This window comes from Pseudomonas sp. FBCC-B1565 (assembly GCF_059133265.1).
On sequence record NZ_CP101438.1, the window covers coordinates 1230456 to 1246395 of the forward strand.

The window sequence follows — 15940 nt, forward strand, 5'->3', positions numbered from 1 at the left end:
GTATCGATGGTAGGTCCATTGACTTACCTTAGGAGCACAGCATGACTAACAAAATCATCCTTGCACTCGAAGCAGAGCAGATGACCAAAGAGATCCCTACCTTTGCCCCGGGCGACACCATTGTCGTTCAGGTGAAAGTGAAGGAAGGCGACCGTTCGCGTCTGCAAGCGTTCGAAGGCGTGGTAATCGCCAAGCGTAACCGTGGTGTGAACAGTGCTTTCACTGTTCGTAAAATCTCCAACGGTGTTGGCGTAGAGCGTACTTTCCAGACCTACAGCCCGCAAATCGACAGCATGGCCGTCAAGCGTCGCGGTGACGTACGTAAAGCCAAGCTGTACTACCTGCGTGACCTGTCCGGTAAAGCAGCTCGCATCAAGGAAAAACTGGCTTAAGTCCAGCTTCCCGATGCAGAAAAAAGCAGCCTACGGGCTGCTTTTTTGTGCCTGCGATTTGAGGTCCGAGATAGGATGCTACCTGCCTCTCCCACTTTTTTGTTCGAGCCTCTATGCCTGCCATTGACCACCCCCTGATCGACCGTTTTCTCGACGCCCTCTGGCTGGAAAAAGGCCTGTCGGACAACACGCGCCAGGCTTACCGCAGCGATCTGGCGCTGTTCAACGGCTGGTTGCAGGAGAAAAACCTCGAACTGATCAACGCGGGCCGTGAGCTGATCCTCGACCACCTGGCCTGGCGCCTGGAACAGAACTACAAACCACGTTCCACCGCGAGATTCCTCTCCGGCGTGCGTGGTTTTTATCGCTATCTGCTGCGGGAAAAGCTGATCGCCCTAGACCCCACCCTGCAAGTCGATATGCCACAACTTGGCAGACCGTTGCCCAAATCCCTGTCGGAAGCCGACGTGGAGGCCTTGCTCGCCGCCCCCGACCTCAGTGAGGCCATCGGTCAGCGCGACCGCGCCATGCTCGAAGTGCTCTACGCCTGTGGCCTGCGGGTGACCGAGCTGATCAGTCTGACCCTGGAGCAAGTCAATCTGCGCCAGGGCGTGTTGCGGGTGATGGGCAAAGGCAGCAAGGAGCGGCTGGTGCCGATGGGCGAGGAAGCGATTGTGTGGGTCGAGCGCTATATGCGCGATGCCCGCAGCGAACTGCTCGGTGGACGGCCCAGTGATGTGCTGTTCCCCAGCTTGCGTGGCGAGCAGATGACTCGCCAGACCTTCTGGCACCGCATCAAGCACCAGGCCAAGGTCGCCGGGATCGGCAAGGCGCTGTCGCCCCACACACTGCGCCATGCATTCGCCACGCATTTGCTCAACCACGGTGCGGATTTGCGTGTGGTGCAGATGCTGCTCGGCCACAGCGATTTGTCCACCACCCAGATCTACACCCACGTGGCCCGCGCGCGTTTGCAGGATATGCACGCCAAGCACCACCCGCGAGGCTGAAAACGTCCAATTTATCCGGCCACGGGCTGCCCTGCGGCCCAACTGTGGTAGGCTTTGCCGGTTAGCAAAGGGGACGACCCAGACCTGTGTTTCCAAGCAGTGTTACTGCCCGTCCCTGCATCTGCCTTCAGGAGTTCCCATGCGCTTGACCCAGATTATTGCCGCCGCAGCCATTGCGTTGGTTTCCACCTTTGCCTTTGCCGATGACGCCGCCGAGCAGACCATCCGCAAAAGCCTGGCCAACCTGCAGCTCGACACCCCGATCGAGAGCATCAGCGCCAGCCCGATGGCCGGCCTGTACGAAGTCAAGCTCAAGGGTAGCCGCGTGCTGTATGCCAGTGCCGATGGCCAGTACATCGTCCAGGGCTACCTGTTCCAGTTGAAGGACGGCAAGCCGGTCAACCTGACCGAGAAAGCCGAACGCCTGGGTGTTTCCAAGCTGATCAATGGTATTCCGGTGGCTGAAACCGTGGTTTACCCAGCCATCGGCGAGACCAAGACCCACATCACCGTGTTTACCGACACCACCTGCCCGTACTGCCACAAGCTGCACGCCGAAGTGCCTGCGCTGAACAAACTGGGTGTGGAAGTGCGCTACGTGGCGTTCCCGCGCCAGGGCCTGGGTTCGCCGGGTGACGAGCAGCTGCAAGCCGTATGGTGCTCGGCCGACAAAAAAGCGGCCATGGACAAGATGGTCGACGGCAAGGAAATCAAGGCCGCCAAATGCGCCAACCCGGTCTCCAAGCAGTTCGCGTTGGGCCAGTCCATCGGCGTCAACGGTACACCGGCCATCGTTTTGGCTGACGGCCAGGTGATTCCGGGCTACCAGCCGGCACCACAAGTTGCGAAACTGGCGCTGAGTGCCAAATAAACCAGCATCGTCGAACCTTTGACGATCATGGCCTGTGGATAAGTCGACAGGCCGTTAATTGAAAGCCGCAGTCGTGCGGCTGTTTTCCACGGCCGACCTCGCGTCGGCCGTTTCATGGGGAGTTCTTCAGTGAAACCGGTCAAAGTAGGCATCTGTGGGTTAGGGACCGTCGGTGGCGGCACCTTCAACGTACTTCAGCGTAACGCTGAAGAAATTTCCCGCCGTGCAGGGCGTGGGATTGAAGTGGCGCAAATTGCCACGCGTTCGCCAAAGCCTCAGTTCGAAACGACCGGTATTGCGATTACCAACGATGTCTTCGCCGTGGCCACCAACCCTGAAATCGATATCGTGATCGAACTGGTGGGTGGCTACACCGTTGCCCGCGAACTGGTGCTCAAGGCCATCGAGAACGGCAAGCACGTGGTCACTGCCAACAAGGCGCTGATCGCCGTGCACGGCAACGAGATCTTCGCCAAGGCGCGTGAGAAGGGCGTGATCGTGGCATTCGAAGCCGCAGTGGCCGGTGGCATCCCTGTGATCAAGGCGATCCGTGAAGGCCTGTCCGCCAACCGCATCAACTGGGTGGCCGGCATCATCAACGGTACCGGCAACTTCATCCTCACCGAAATGCGCGAGAAGGGCCGCACCTTCGAAGACGTTCTCGCCGAGGCCCAGGCCCTGGGTTACGCCGAAGCCGACCCGACCTTCGACGTGGAAGGTATCGACGCCGCGCACAAGCTGACCATCCTGGCGTCCATCGCCTTTGGTATCCCGCTGCAGTTCGACAAAGCCTACACAGAAGGCATCACCAAGCTGACCACGGCCGATGTGAACTACGCCGAAGCCCTGGGCTACCGCATCAAGCATCTGGGCGTGGCGCGCAGCACGCCGGCCGGTATCGAGCTGCGAGTGCACCCGACGCTGATCCCGGCCGACCGCCTGATCGCCAACGTCAATGGCGTGATGAACGCGGTGATGGTCAACGGTGACGCCGCCGGTTCCACATTGTTCTACGGCGCCGGTGCCGGCATGGAGCCAACCGCTTCGTCGGTGATCGCCGACCTGGTGGACGTGGTGCGTGCGATGACCAGTGACCCGGAAAACCGTGTGCCGCACTTGGCGTTCCAGCCGGACTCGCTGTCGGCTCACCCGATCCTGCCGATCGAAGCCTGCGAAAGCGCCTATTACTTGCGCATCCAGGCCCAGGACCACCCGGGCGTGTTGGCCCAAGTGGCGAGCATCCTGTCGGAGCGCGGTATCAACATCGAGTCGATCATGCAGAAGGAAGTCGAGGAGCAAAACGGCCAGGTGCCGATGATCCTGCTGACCCACCGCGTGCTCGAGCAGCACATCAACGATGCCATCGCTGCCCTGGAAGCCCTGCAAGGCGTGGTCGGCCCGGTGGTACGGATTCGCGTCGAACACCTGAACTAATGGTTTTGCGGCAAGAGCCCCGCAAGTTCGGCGGCCCTTGTTCAAGAATGCTCTAGAGGAGCCAGTCATGCGTTATATCAGTACCCGCGGCCAGGCACCGGCCCTGAATTTCGAAGACGTCCTGCTGGCAGGCCTTGCCACGGACGGCGGCCTGTACGTGCCGGAAAACCTGCCACGCTTCACCCAGGAAGAGATCGCTTCCTGGGCCGGCTTGCCGTACCACGAACTGGCCTTCCGGGTGATGCGCCCGTTCGTCACCGGCAGCATTCCGGATGCGGACTTTAAAAAGATTCTGGAAGAAACCTACGGTGTGTTTTCCCACAACGCCATCGCACCGCTGCGCCAACTGAATGGTAACGAGTGGGTGCTGGAGCTGTTCCACGGCCCGACCCTGGCCTTCAAGGACTTCGCCCTGCAGTTGCTGGGGCGTCTGCTGGACTACGTGCTGCAGAAGCGCGGCGAGCGCGTGGTGATCATCGGTGCCACCTCCGGTGATACCGGTTCGGCGGCCATCGAAGGTTGCAAGCACTGCGAAAACGTCGACATCTTCATCCTGCACCCGCACAAGCGTGTGTCGGAAGTGCAGCGCCGCCAGATGACTACCATCTTCGGCGAGAACATCCATAACATCGCCATCGAAGGCAACTTCGATGACTGCCAGGAAATGGTCAAGAACAGCTTCGCTGACCAGAGCTTCCTGAAGGGCACACGCCTGGTGGCGGTGAATTCGATCAACTGGGCGCGGATCATGGCCCAGATCGTCTACTACTTTCATGCCTCGCTGCAGTTGGGCGGCCCGGCGCGTTCGGTGTCGTTCTCGGTGCCGACCGGTAACTTCGGCGATATCTTCGCCGGTTACCTGGCGCGCAACATGGGCCTGCCGATCAACCAATTGATCGTCGCCACCAACCGCAACGACATCCTGCACCGCTTCATGAGCGGCAACCAGTACGTCAAGGAGACCCTGCACGCGACCCTGTCGCCGTCCATGGACATCATGGTCTCGTCGAACTTCGAACGCCTGCTGTTCGACATGCACGGTCGCAACGGTGCGGCGATTGCCGGCTTGATGGACACCTTCAAGAGCGGCGGCGGTTTCAGCGTGGATGAAGAGCGCTGGACCGAAACCCGCAAGCTGTTCGACTCCCTGGCCGTGGACGACGCGCAGACCTGCGAAACCATCGCTGAAGTCTATGCCCAGACCGGCGAGCTGCTCGACCCGCACACCGCCATCGGCGTGAAGGCCGCCCGCGACTGCCGTCGCAGCCTGGATATCCCGATGGTCATCCTGGGCACCGCCCATCCGGTGAAATTCCCGGAAGCGGTGGAGAAGGCCGGTGTTGGCAAGGCGCTGGAGTTGCCGGTGCACCTGGCTGACCTGTTCGAGCGTGAAGAGCGTTGCACGGTGTTGGCCAATGACCTGAAGGCCGTACAGGCGTTTGTGAGCCAGCATGGCAACCGGGGTAAGCCGTTGTAAGGCACACCGCGTAGACAAAAACGCCGCTTTCCCTTCCTGGGGCAGCGGCGTTTTTCGTTTCTGGCAGGCCCCGCTTGGTATACGCGGCTACGTGAGTAGTTTCTGTACGATAGCCAAGACAGTGCTGAACGCCGTAAACATGACCATGACGACACCCAATGGATACCAGAAATTCTCACGGGTTATCTTGTGTGTCTCGGCAGTGAGTTTGCGTTGCTCCGCATAAATGCGTGATATGTCGGCGTGAATCTTCTCTAGCGCAGCTTGCTCTTTATCGTGTTCCAGCATCGTATTTATCCTTCGCAATAAGGGCCTTTTGACATGCGCTCCTGCCTGCAAGGCAAAGTGATCAGCGCCCACCGAGTATAGGATTCACCTTGGGCCTCAACGCCCGGAACCCCCAAAAAAGCCGCCCATTGCGTAAGCACTTATGTGCGGCCGTTTTTTCGTTGTCATGTTGCAAGCGCATGCTGGAATCCGTCACCCCCTGACGGCCCCATAAAGACGATAAAGCGAACTTTCCTACGTCACAAACAGTCACTTAGGATAGATGCAGCTCCCGTTGAAACGATTGTTCCCGAACTATTGAGTGGTGATCGAGATGGAAAGTATCAGCCTATTGCTCGAAGAAGCACTGAGCCCTTATCAGGTTACGCTGACCACCTCTGGTGTGCAGGACGAGTGCCTGGTAACCGTTAAGAATCCTGCTGGCGCCATCGTGGTCGAGCGTGACGTCGACCGCGCCCAATTGATGGACAAGCGCGTGCTGGTGGATGTAGTGGATTGCCTGCTGCGTGACATCAAAATTGCCGAAGGACGTCTGGAACCCTCGGTCATAGCAGCCTTGCGCAACGCAGCCCAGACTCGCAACGTCACCGCCGCATGAAGAATTGTTTAACTGTGGAAACTTCCTACAGCGTGGCCGGTCAGATTTTGTAACAGCAAGAGCAAACATTGTGCTCCGGTGTTTGTGCCTTGCTGTACTGGTCTTTGTAGGCCACGTTTAACCCCAAAGTGTCTCCCCACGCTTTGGGGTTTCTTTTTGCCTGCGATTTGTCAGGCAAGTCATCTGGCACAGGGCATCTGGTGCCAAAGCCTGGCGGAATGGGACATCAGATCGCGCCTTCCTCGCGCAAGCGCACAATGGCGGCCGCGTCGTAGCCCAGGCCAGCGAGCACTACGCTGTTATGTTCACCCAGTTGCGGCCCCACCCATTCACAGCTGCCCGGCGTGTCCGACAGCTTGGGCACGATGCCCGGCATCTTGAATTCCTTGCCGTCGGGAAGCTGGGCCTTGAGGAACATTTCCCTGGCGAGGAATTGCGGGTCGCCGAGCATGTCCTCGGCGCTGTAGATGCGGCTGGCGGGCACTTCGGCTTTATTCAGAATTTCTACCACCTGATCCAGCGACAGTGAGTTCACCCAGCGATCAATCACGCCGTACAGTTCATCACGGCGGCTGTCGCGCCCGTCATTGCTGGCCAGTACCGGATCGATGGCCAAGTCCTCACGACCAATGGCCGACATGAAGCGCTTGAAGATCGCATCGCCATTGGCGCCGATCTGCACATGCTTGCCGTCGGCGCTGGTGTGGATGGAGGAGGGCGTGATGCCGGGCATGATGTTGCCGGTGCGCTCGCGAATAAAGCCAAACACGTCGAACTCCGGGATCATGCTTTCCATCATGGCGAAGATGGCTTCGTACAGCGCCACATCCACCACCTGGCCCAGGCCACCGTTGACCTCGCGATGACGCAGCGCCATCAGTGCGCCGATCACCGCCCACAACGCGGCAATCGAGTCGCCGATGGAAATGCCGGTACGCACCGGCGGGCGATCTTCGAAACCGGTGATATAGCGCAGGCCGCCCATGGATTCACCCACCGCACCGAACCCTGGCTGGTCTTTCATCGGCCCGGTCTGGCCAAAGCCGGAGAGACGCACCATCACCAACTTGGGGTTCAGCGCGTGCAGGGTCTCCCAACTCAGGCCGAGCTTTTCCAGCACGCCGGGGCGGAAGTTCTCGATCAGGATGTCGGCGTCCGCCAACAGCTTCTTGAGAATGGCCAGGCCGTCCGGGTGCTTGAGGTTCAGCGTCAGTGACTGCTTGTTGCGCGCCTGCACGAACCACCACAGCGAAGTGCCCTCGTACAACTTGCGCCATTTTCGCAGCGGGTCGCCGCCGTCCGGTGATTCGACCTTGATCACCTCGGCGCCGAACTCCGCGCAGATACGTGAGGCGAACGGGCCGGCGATCAGGGTGCCGAGTTCGATGACTTTCAGGCCGGCAAGTGGTTTGGCATTGAACGACATGAGGATCCTTGTCTGCGCAGGGCGGTGGTGTGATGCCTTTTAACATAGGCGAGCAGCCCAGGGCAGCGCTGGATTCGTTGATTGGCCTCGTCATCGGTTAGACTGGCCGCCTTTCCCTGTCTCTAGAAGCCCGTTCATGGCCCAGCCGTCCACGACCTACAAATTCGAACTCAACCTCACCGACCTCGATCGCTCGGTGTACGAGAGCGTCAAACAGACCATCGCCCGCCACCCGTCGGAAACCGAAGAGCGCATGACCGTGCGTCTGCTGGCCTACGCCCTCTGGTACAACGAGCAGTTGTCGTTCGGACGTGGCCTATCAGATGTAGACGAGCCAGCCTTGTGGGAAAAAAGCCTGGATGACCGGGTGTTGCACTGGATCGAAGTCGGCCAGCCCGATGCGGACCGCCTCACCTGGTGCTCGCGCCGCACTGAACGCACCAGCCTGCTGGCCTACGGCAGCCTGCGTGTGTGGGAAGGCAAGGTGGTGCCGGTGGCGAACAACCTGAAAAACGTACACATCGCCGCCGTGCCGCAGGAAGTCCTTGAGACCCTGGCCAAGGACATGCCGCGTGTTATCAAGTGGGATGTGATGATCAGCGAAGGCACGATCTTCGTCACCGACGACCGCGGCCAGCATGAAGTGCAGTTGCAGTGGCTGGTTGGCGAACGCGGTTGATTGGATCGCCGCCGGTCACCTGTTTTATTTCCGTATCAGAAGAGAAGTATCCGTCACCCCATGCGTATCGATCCCCGCCCGTTGCCCGCCGTCCTGCCGTTTCTTGGTGAATTGCCGCCGCTGTTGACCCGTCTTTACGCCGCGCGCGGGGTACAGTCCGAGGCCGAACTGGATAAAAGCCTGGCGCGGTTGATTCCCTACCAGCAGCTCAAGGGCATCGACGCGGCGGTCGACCTGCTGGTGACAGCATTGGAGCAACGCCAACGCATCCTCATCGTCGGTGACTTCGACGCCGATGGCGCCACCGCCAGCACCGTGGGCACCTTGGGCCTGCGCTTGCTCGGCGCGGCCCATGTCGATTACCTGGTGCCCAACCGTTTCGAATACGGCTACGGCCTGACCCCGGAAATCGTCGCCGTTGCCTTGCAGCGCGAGCCGCAGTTGCTCATTACCGTGGACAATGGCATCTCCAGCGTCGAAGGCGTGGCAGCGGCGAAAGCGGCGGGGTTGCAGGTGCTGGTGACCGACCACCACTTGCCCGGCGACGAGTTGCCGGCGGCGGATGCCATCGTCAACCCGAACCAGCCGGGCTGTGAATTCCCGAGCAAGGCGCTGGCTGGCGTGGGCGTGATCTTCTACGTGCTGATGGCCTTGCGTGCGCGCCTGCGCAGTTTGGGCTGGTACGAGAACAAGCCACAGCCAAACATCGGCGAGTTGCTCGACCTGGTCGCCCTGGGCAGCGTCGCCGACGTGGTGCCCCTGGACGCCAACAACCGCATCCTGGTGCATCAGGGGCTGGAACGTATCCGCGCCGGTCGCGCACGGCCGGGGATCAAGGCGATTCTGGAAGTGGCCAAGCGCGACGCCGCACGTATCACCTCCACCGACCTGGGCTTTATCCTCGGGCCGCGCCTGAACGCCGCCGGACGCCTGGATGACATGAGCCTGGGCATCGAATGCCTGCTCACCACCGACGTGGCCGCTGCCCGTGAAATGGCCGCGCAACTGGACGGCATGAACCAGGACCGCAAATCCATCGAGCAAGGCATGCAGCGCGAGGCCCTGGCCCAGCTCAAGGACTTGCCGGTGGAGTCGATGCCCTACGGTTTGTGCCTGTTCGACCCGGAATGGCACCAAGGTGTGATCGGGATTCTGGCGTCACGCATGAAAGAGCGCTATTTCCGCCCGACCATCGCCTTCGCCGATGCTGGCGACGGTTTGCTCAAGGGCTCTGGGCGTTCCGTGCAGGGTTTTCATATCCGTGATGCCTTGGCGGTCGTCGCCAGCCAGCATCCGAACCTGATCAGCAAATACGGCGGTCACGCCATGGCGGCCGGGCTGACATTACCCGAGGAAAACTTTCCGCTGTTTGCCGAAGCCTTCGATGCCGAAGTGCGTCGGCAACTGCGCGAAGAAGACCTGACCGGTCGTCTGCTGTCAGACGGCACACTGGCGGTGGAAGAGTTTCACTTGGAACTGGCCCGCGCGTTGCGACATGCCGGGCCATGGGGGCAGCACTTTCCGGAGCCGTTGTTCCACGGCGTGTTTCAGTTGGTGGAGCAGCGCGTGGTGGGCGAGCGGCACTTGAAGGTCGTGCTCAAGAGCGAATGCGGCTCGGTGAAGCTCGATGGCATTGCGTTTGGGGTGGACCGGGAGATCTGGCCGAACCCGACGGTGCGCTGGGTGGAGCTGGCCTACAAGCTGGATGTGAACGAGTTTCGCGGGAATGAAACCGTGCAGTTGATGATTGCGCACATCGAGCCGCGTTAGATCTCACCAACACCACAAAACCAATGTGGGAGGGGGCAAACCCCCTCCCACATTTTGATTTGTGTAAGGCTCGGGCTTATTCGGTTTTGGTTTGGTGTTTGACGATGATATCCACCAACCGCTTGGCCAGCGCCGGGTAGTTCTCATCGAAGTGATGCCCACCTGGCAGCTTGATGGCTTCACCTACAGCCGTCTTGTCCGTGCAGCCACTCTCGTCGACTTCTTCGGCGCCGTAGATGCACACCACTTTGTCAGCCGGCAGCTTGGCCATTTCCGGGCCTGTGGCGGCTTCTTTGCCGGCATTGCCCAGCCAACCTTCCACTTCAATCTCGAAGCTGCCCGTACGCGCAAACGCCAGCAGGATGATTGCGTCCACACGCTGCTGCTCGTTCTCCGGCAGGCGGTTGTAGATGGCCGGCAGTACATCGGCACCGAACGAATAGCCGGTCAGTACGAAGCGCTTGGTGCCCCATTTCTGACGGTAGTGCTGCATCAACTCGGTAAGGTCCTTGGCGCTTTGTTCCGGGGTCTTGTGCTGCCAGTAGTAGCGCAGCGTGTCGATGCCCACCACCGGGTAGCCGATCTTGGCCATCTCGCCAGCCACGTCACGGTCGAGGTCGCGCCAGCCGCCGTCGCCGGACAGGAACAGGGTGACAGTATCCTTGGCCTGGCCGGCCGGTACTTCAACCACCGGAATCGCCAGGCCGCCGTTGTCCGAGCCCACCAGTTGCTTGCGCAACTCGTTGTTCAGCACTTGCGGGTAATGAATGTCGTAGTCACTGATGCTGGTGGTGGCGCGCGGTGTGTCGCGTACGAAACTGGCGCTTTCATCGTCAGGGTTGTCGTTCCAGGCCACCAGCCAGTTGCCGTGGGCGGCTGTCTTCGGCAGTGGGTCCTTGCAGCCTTCCTGCATCAGGGCGAAGCCGACGGAGATGGCGTTGGCCTTGTCGTCGTTCTGGGTGGCCAGCCAGCGCCAGGCGAGGGCAGCGCCAGGGCCGATGCCGCTGACCAGTGTGGCCGGGCCCTTGAGCTGGGCCAGGGCGCCTTGCAGCGCTTGTTCCTGCAGCTTGCAGTCATCCTTGGGCAGGACCACCTGGACAATCTGCGCCTTGCCGCCTTGGCTCAGGGCAATCAACTGGCTGTCGGTCAGGGTTTCATCGGCCATTACGGCCACGGCCACGCGGGCTTTTGGCGTGCCGTTGGGGGTCACGCGGGTCATGACCGAACCGTCGGCCTGGGGCAGTTGCTCCAGCACCGGTTGTGGGGCAGGGCGGTTCCAGTACCAATAGCCGCCACCCAGGAACAGGGCGAGCAGCACTACAAAGGCCAATACATACCGCCAGGAGCGTCGAATCATCAGCGTTTCACCAATCCAGTCAAGCCGCCCGCGATCAGGGCGGCGGTATCGGCCAGTGCCACCAGCGGATCAAGTCCTGCGGGCACGGCCATGTAACGGGGTTCCCAGTCAGGCTGGAACTTGTCTTTGAAGCGGCGCAAACCTTGGAAGTTATACAGTTGCTCGCCACGGCGGAACACCATCGAGCCCAGGCGTTGGGTCAGCGGTGCGCCGCGTCGTGGTTGCAGGCCCGACAACGGCACCATGCCGAGGCTGAAGCGGGCGTAGCCGTGACTCTTATAATGTTGAATCAGGCCGACCATCATGAATTCCATGGTCAGCTTGGGCGCGTCCGGGTGGGCGCGCATCAGGTCGAGACTGGCCAGGTCATGGTTGTAGGTCTCGAGCAGGTTGGCGAAGGCCACCGGGCGCCCTTCGAAGCGAATGATCGCTATGCGGAAGTGCTTGAGGTAGTCGTCGCTGAAGCGTCCCAGGGAAAAGCCCTTTTCCCGCACGTTCTTGCCGGTCAGCCAGGCATCGGAGATCACCTTGAGCTCGTCCATCGGCGCGGTGCCCGGTTCGCAGATCTCCAGGGACAGGCCGTCCCGCGAGCCACGGTTCCAGGTGTAGCGCAGGTCCTTCATCTCTTTGCCCTTGGCTTCCAGGTCAAAGCGTTTCAGGTCGACGCGGGCTTCTTCGCCCAGCTTGATCGCGGTGAGGCCGATGTCCATGTAGTACGGCAGGTTCTCCGCACGCACCTGGTAGAACACCGGGCGGGCGTGGTGGATGTCGCACAGGTCGCGAAATTGCCAGATCATCTCGGCCCGTGGCTGGGTTGGCCCGATCGGGTCGTACAAGGCCACCAGGCTGCGTCCGCGACGGGCGTACATCAGGAAGGCTTCGTCGTTGGGGTGGAACAGCAGAGCCTTGTCGCCGGTGAGCGACAGGCCGCCGTCGGGCTGTGAAGAGGCCATCAGGATTTTGCTGGCGCGCTCCAGTTCATCGGGTGTCGGCAAATGGATCACCGGGCGCGCGGTACGCAGCAGCCAGGTCAGCGACACGATCACCAGCAACACGGCAGCGCCGAGCAACGAGCGCAGGCCACGGGGGGCGTTGGCGTCCAGGGTGAACTGCCACCACAGCTGGTGGCTGTACGGTACGTCCTGATAGGCGAACAGCAACAGCCAGATCGACGCCCCGAGCACGCAGACACTGGCCACCAGGTACAGCGGCGAGAACGGCAGCTCGGTAAGGCGGCTGGCGCGATAGAACGAGCGTCGGAAGATCGCCAGCAGGATCGCGGTCATGGTCATCAGGCTGGCTTCTTCCCAGTCGAAGCCTTTGAGCAGCGAGAGCAGGGCGCCCGCCAGCAAGAGCACCATGGTCAGCATCCAGGCGGCGGACAGGCGTCGACGCAGGCCTTGGGCCAGCAGCAGGCACAACACGCCGATCAGGCTGGCGCCAAAGTGCGAGGCGTCAATCAGGCGGTGGGGAATCAGGAAGCCGATGTTTTCCAGGCGCGAGTCGATTTCGGGCGTGGCGCCAGAGAACAGCAGGACCACGCCGGACAGAAAAACCAGGACGGCCAGTACTGGCGCCGCCAGCCCCGAGGCGACCCGCAGGCTTTGCTGGGTCTGGAACAGGCGCTGCGCTTCGTTGACCAGCAGGAACACGCAGGCGATCAGCAGGGGCAGCACCACGTAGATCATGCGGTACAGCAGCAGGGCGGCGGCCAGTGGCGCGGCGCCCAGTTTGTCGGCGAAGGCTGCCAGCAGGATCGCTTCGAATACACCCACACCGCCCGGTACATGGCTGAGTACACCGGCGGCCAGCGCCAGCAGGTACACGAGCAGGAAGGGGCCGAAGGGCGGAGCCTCGGGCAACAGCATATAAAGGACGGTAGCGGCGGCGGCAACGTCCAGTGCGGTAATGATCAGTTGCAGGAAGGTCAGGCGACGGCCCGGCAGGCGCAAGGTGCGGCGGCCGGCTTTGACCAACAGGTTGTCCGGGTAGGGTTGCTCCGGCAGGCGACGGCGATAAATGCCGATGCACAACACCGCCGACAACAGCAGCACCGCGCCGGCAATACCGCCCAGCACCGCTTGCGGTAAATGCAGGTAGGTCGATGCGGCGGGCAGGTTGCTCAGTGTTGCCAATGCAGCCAGTGGCGGCAGGGCAGTGCCCAGCGCCAGGCTGGCGAACACGGTCATATGGGCGACTTCGGATGCACCGATGCCATGGCGTGCATATAAACGGTAGCGTACCGATCCGCCGGAAAGCATCGACAGGCCAATGGCATTGCCGATGGCGAATGCGGTAAAGCCGCCAAGGGCCAGGGTCTTGGCGGGCAGGTTTACGCCGGCATAGCGGGCGCCGGAGAATTCATAGCCTAATAGAATGACAAAACCGGCAACGGCTGCGGCAAACGCACCGAGCAGGGCCGGCTTGGGCACTTCCAGGATCGAGTCGTGGAGGGCGTAGAGGTCCAGCTCCAGCAGCAGGTGGCGGCAGGCGATCAGGGCAATGGCAAACAGCAATAAGGTGACGGCCAGCCCGATAGGTTGCCGGTACTTGCTCACCAGATCCAGCCAGCGCAAGCGGGTGGGTGTGATCGGTTGTTCTGCTGTGACGGTGTCTTGTGGTTCAGACGAGTTGGCGCGCATCAATCACCTCGTGGATTGTGCGCGACAGGATGGAGGTATCCAGCCAAGTTACCAATCCCTATGGACAAAATAATTACAAATATTAACGCGTATCGCCGGGGGCGGCGACTGCGGCCATTGGTCGTAGAGGGCAGCGCTTGAGCATTGAGCATAGCTTGCAATGAGATGGACTCTACAAACCGCGTGCGGTTTCATGAAAGATGCCATGCCATTGTTTCAGAAGAACTTTTTCACCAGATACAAAAAAGGCCACTCTTTCGAGTAGCCTTTTTTGATGTTTGGTTGCGGGAGCCGGATTTGAACCGACGACCTTCGGGTTATGAGCCCGACGAGCTACCAGACTGCTCCATCCCGCGTCTGTGGGCGGCATTCTACAGTTCAGCGCCGAGGTGTCAACCGTTAATGAGCCGATGGGTCAAATAAGTGTGAATTAGCCGTTGAATGTCGGCCATGCACCGTAAGTGCGCGAAGGGCAAAGATTTTTTTGTCTTACAATTTTCGTACAGGACAAAACAGGCACGCACAAAAAAGGCCACTCTTTCGAGTAGCCTTTTTTGATGTTTGGTTGCGGGAGCCGGATTTGAACCGACGACCTTCGGGTTATGAGCCCGACGAGCTACCAGACTGCTCCATCCCGCGTCTGTGTGTCGGCATTCTACAGAGGAACGCCGGTGTGTCAACCTGTGAATTAAAGAAAAGCGCTTGTGGTTCAATCGCTTAGCTCTCCATAAAGGCCCCTTGATACCCCGCGGGCCCAGTCTGGCCGAGGCTTTCAGCTCTATCGGAAGGTCAAATCCGATTGAGAAAATAAATTCATCCTGGAATTTTCCTACCGCTTAAGCGGAAGATTCAAACTACTGGTGCTATATACAGGTGTGAGTGCGATACTGGCCACCCGTAGGTACACACCCCGTTTATATGACGCAGCGCAAAATCATCCACGTCGACTGTGATTGCTTCTACGCCGCCATCGAGATGCGCGATGACCCGAGCCTGGCGCAAAAACCGCTGGCGGTGGGCGGCTCGGCGGACCGGCGCGGCGTGATTGCCACCTGCAACTACGAGGCGCGCGCCTATGGCGTGCGCTCGGCCATGTCGTCGCGGCATGCCTTGAAGCTGTGCCCGGACCTGACCATCGTCAAGCCACGCATGGACGCCTACAAGGAAGCCTCGAAGGAAATCCAGACGATCTTTCGCGACTACACCGACCTGATCGAGCCGCTGTCGCTGGATGAGGCTTACCTGGATGTGTCCGACAGCCCGCACTTTGGCGGCAGCGCCACGCGCATCGCCCAGGACATTCGTCGCCGTGTCTCCAACCAACTGCACATCACCGTGTCCGCAGGCGTGGCGCCGAACAAGTTCCTGGCCAAGATCGCCAGCGACTGGAAGAAACCCAACGGCCTGTTTGTGATTACCCCGGACCAGGTCGAAGACTTTGTCTCACAGTTGCGGGTCAGCAAGTTGCACGGTGTGGGCAAGGTCACGGCCGATAAACTGGCACGCCTGGGCATCGAAGACTGCCTGCAACTGCGCGAGTGGAACAAGCTGGCGCTGGTGCGCGAATTCGGCAGTTTTGGCGAGCGGCTGTGGAGCCTGGCGCGTGGGATTGATGACCGTGTGGTGCAGAACGACAGTCGCCGACAATCGATCAGTGTGGAAAATACCTATGACGTGGACCTGCCGGACCTCTCAAGCTGCCTGGCCAAACTTCCCGAACTGATGGAAACCCTGGCCGGGCGCATGGCGCGCATCGATAGCAGTTACAGGGCGGGCAAGCCGTTCGTGAAGGTGAAGTTTCATGACTTTACCCAGACCACACTGGAACAGGCTGGGGCAGGGCGGGATCTGGAGAGTTATCAACAGCTGCTGACGCAGGCGTTCAACCGCGGAGGCAAGCCGGTGCGCTTGTTGGGGATTGGTGTGCGGTTGTTGGACCTGAGCAATGGCAACGAGCAGCTCGAATTTTCCTGGTAAAAATCGGGAGCAAATGTGG

Annotated in this window: 13 protein-coding genes and 2 tRNA genes; 9 read left to right on the forward strand and 6 right to left on the reverse strand. The window is 60.5% G+C overall.

Annotation, left to right across the window (positions count from 1 at the left end; genetic code table 11):
- Positions 1-41: 41 nt before the first annotated feature.
- From rplS to thrC, 5 genes are all read left to right on the forward strand, one after another.
- Positions 42-392, forward strand: coding sequence for a 50S ribosomal protein L19 (gene rplS, locus NL123_RS05835; protein ID WP_003175895.1), 351 nt, complete (start codon positions 42-44; stop codon positions 390-392).
- 113 nt (positions 393-505) lie between these two features.
- Entirely contained in the window at positions 506-1402 is an 897-nt protein-coding gene (gene xerD / locus NL123_RS05840; protein ID WP_058423323.1) for a site-specific tyrosine recombinase XerD, read from the forward strand.
- Positions 1403-1541: 139 nt separating this feature from the next.
- On the forward strand, positions 1542-2273 hold the full coding sequence (locus tag NL123_RS05845; protein ID WP_010207987.1) for a thioredoxin fold domain-containing protein: 732 nt from the start codon (positions 1542-1544) through the stop codon (positions 2271-2273).
- Between the two features lie 129 nt (positions 2274-2402).
- Positions 2403-3707: a homoserine dehydrogenase gene (locus NL123_RS05850; RefSeq protein ID WP_010207988.1), complete on the forward strand. Its 1305-nt coding sequence runs from the start codon at positions 2403-2405 to the stop codon at positions 3705-3707.
- A gap of 67 nt (positions 3708-3774) precedes the next feature.
- On the forward strand, positions 3775-5184 hold the full coding sequence (thrC, locus tag NL123_RS05855; protein WP_248484135.1) for a threonine synthase: 1410 nt from the start codon (positions 3775-3777) through the stop codon (positions 5182-5184).
- Between the two features lie 87 nt (positions 5185-5271).
- Here thrC and NL123_RS05860 read toward each other — a convergent pair whose 3' ends face one another.
- A complete protein-coding gene (locus NL123_RS05860) occupies positions 5272-5472 on the reverse strand; it encodes a hypothetical protein (RefSeq protein WP_248484133.1) in 201 nt (66 codons plus the stop codon).
- Between the two features lie 313 nt (positions 5473-5785).
- Between NL123_RS05860 and NL123_RS05865 the strand changes: the two genes are divergently transcribed.
- Positions 5786-6070: a DUF3509 domain-containing protein gene (locus NL123_RS05865; protein WP_494357396.1), complete on the forward strand. Its 285-nt coding sequence runs from the start codon at positions 5786-5788 to the stop codon at positions 6068-6070.
- 226 nt (positions 6071-6296) lie between these two features.
- Here the strand turns inward: NL123_RS05865 and NL123_RS05870 are convergent, their stop codons facing one another.
- On the reverse strand, positions 6297-7496 hold the full coding sequence (locus tag NL123_RS05870) for a CaiB/BaiF CoA transferase family protein (RefSeq protein WP_494357397.1): 1200 nt from the start codon (positions 7494-7496) through the stop codon (positions 6297-6299).
- 136 nt (positions 7497-7632) lie between these two features.
- Between NL123_RS05870 and NL123_RS05875 the strand changes: the two genes are divergently transcribed.
- Positions 7633-8175: a YaeQ family protein gene (locus NL123_RS05875; RefSeq protein WP_032858231.1), complete on the forward strand. Its 543-nt coding sequence runs from the start codon at positions 7633-7635 to the stop codon at positions 8173-8175.
- A 60-nt stretch (positions 8176-8235) separates the two neighbouring features.
- Positions 8236-9945, forward strand: coding sequence for a single-stranded-DNA-specific exonuclease RecJ (gene recJ / locus NL123_RS05880; protein ID WP_248484129.1), 1710 nt, complete (start codon positions 8236-8238; stop codon positions 9943-9945).
- A gap of 76 nt (positions 9946-10021) precedes the next feature.
- On the opposite strand, the gene NL123_RS05885 is transcribed toward recJ, so the two are convergent.
- The 4 genes from NL123_RS05885 to NL123_RS05900 all read right to left on the reverse strand — a co-directional run bounded on the left by NL123_RS05885 (position 10022) and on the right by NL123_RS05900 (position 14583).
- Positions 10022-11302, reverse strand: coding sequence for a virulence factor family protein (locus NL123_RS05885; protein ID WP_494357398.1), 1281 nt, complete (start codon positions 11300-11302; stop codon positions 10022-10024).
- Complete coding sequence (gene mprF / locus NL123_RS05890; protein WP_494357399.1) at positions 11302-13944, reverse strand: bifunctional lysylphosphatidylglycerol flippase/synthetase MprF; 2643 nt, start codon at positions 13942-13944, stop codon at positions 11302-11304. The genes NL123_RS05885 and mprF overlap by 1 nt, the downstream gene beginning before the upstream one ends.
- Positions 13945-14223: 279 nt before the next feature.
- A tRNA-Met gene (locus NL123_RS05895) sits at positions 14224-14300 on the reverse strand.
- Between the two features lie 206 nt (positions 14301-14506).
- Positions 14507-14583, reverse strand: a tRNA-Met gene (locus tag NL123_RS05900).
- Positions 14584-14862: 279 nt separating this feature from the next.
- Between NL123_RS05900 and dinB the strand changes: the two genes are divergently transcribed.
- A complete protein-coding gene (dinB, locus tag NL123_RS05905) occupies positions 14863-15921 on the forward strand; it encodes a DNA polymerase IV (RefSeq protein ID WP_064054577.1) in 1059 nt (352 codons plus the stop codon).
- The last annotated feature ends 19 nt before the right edge of the window (positions 15922-15940 follow it).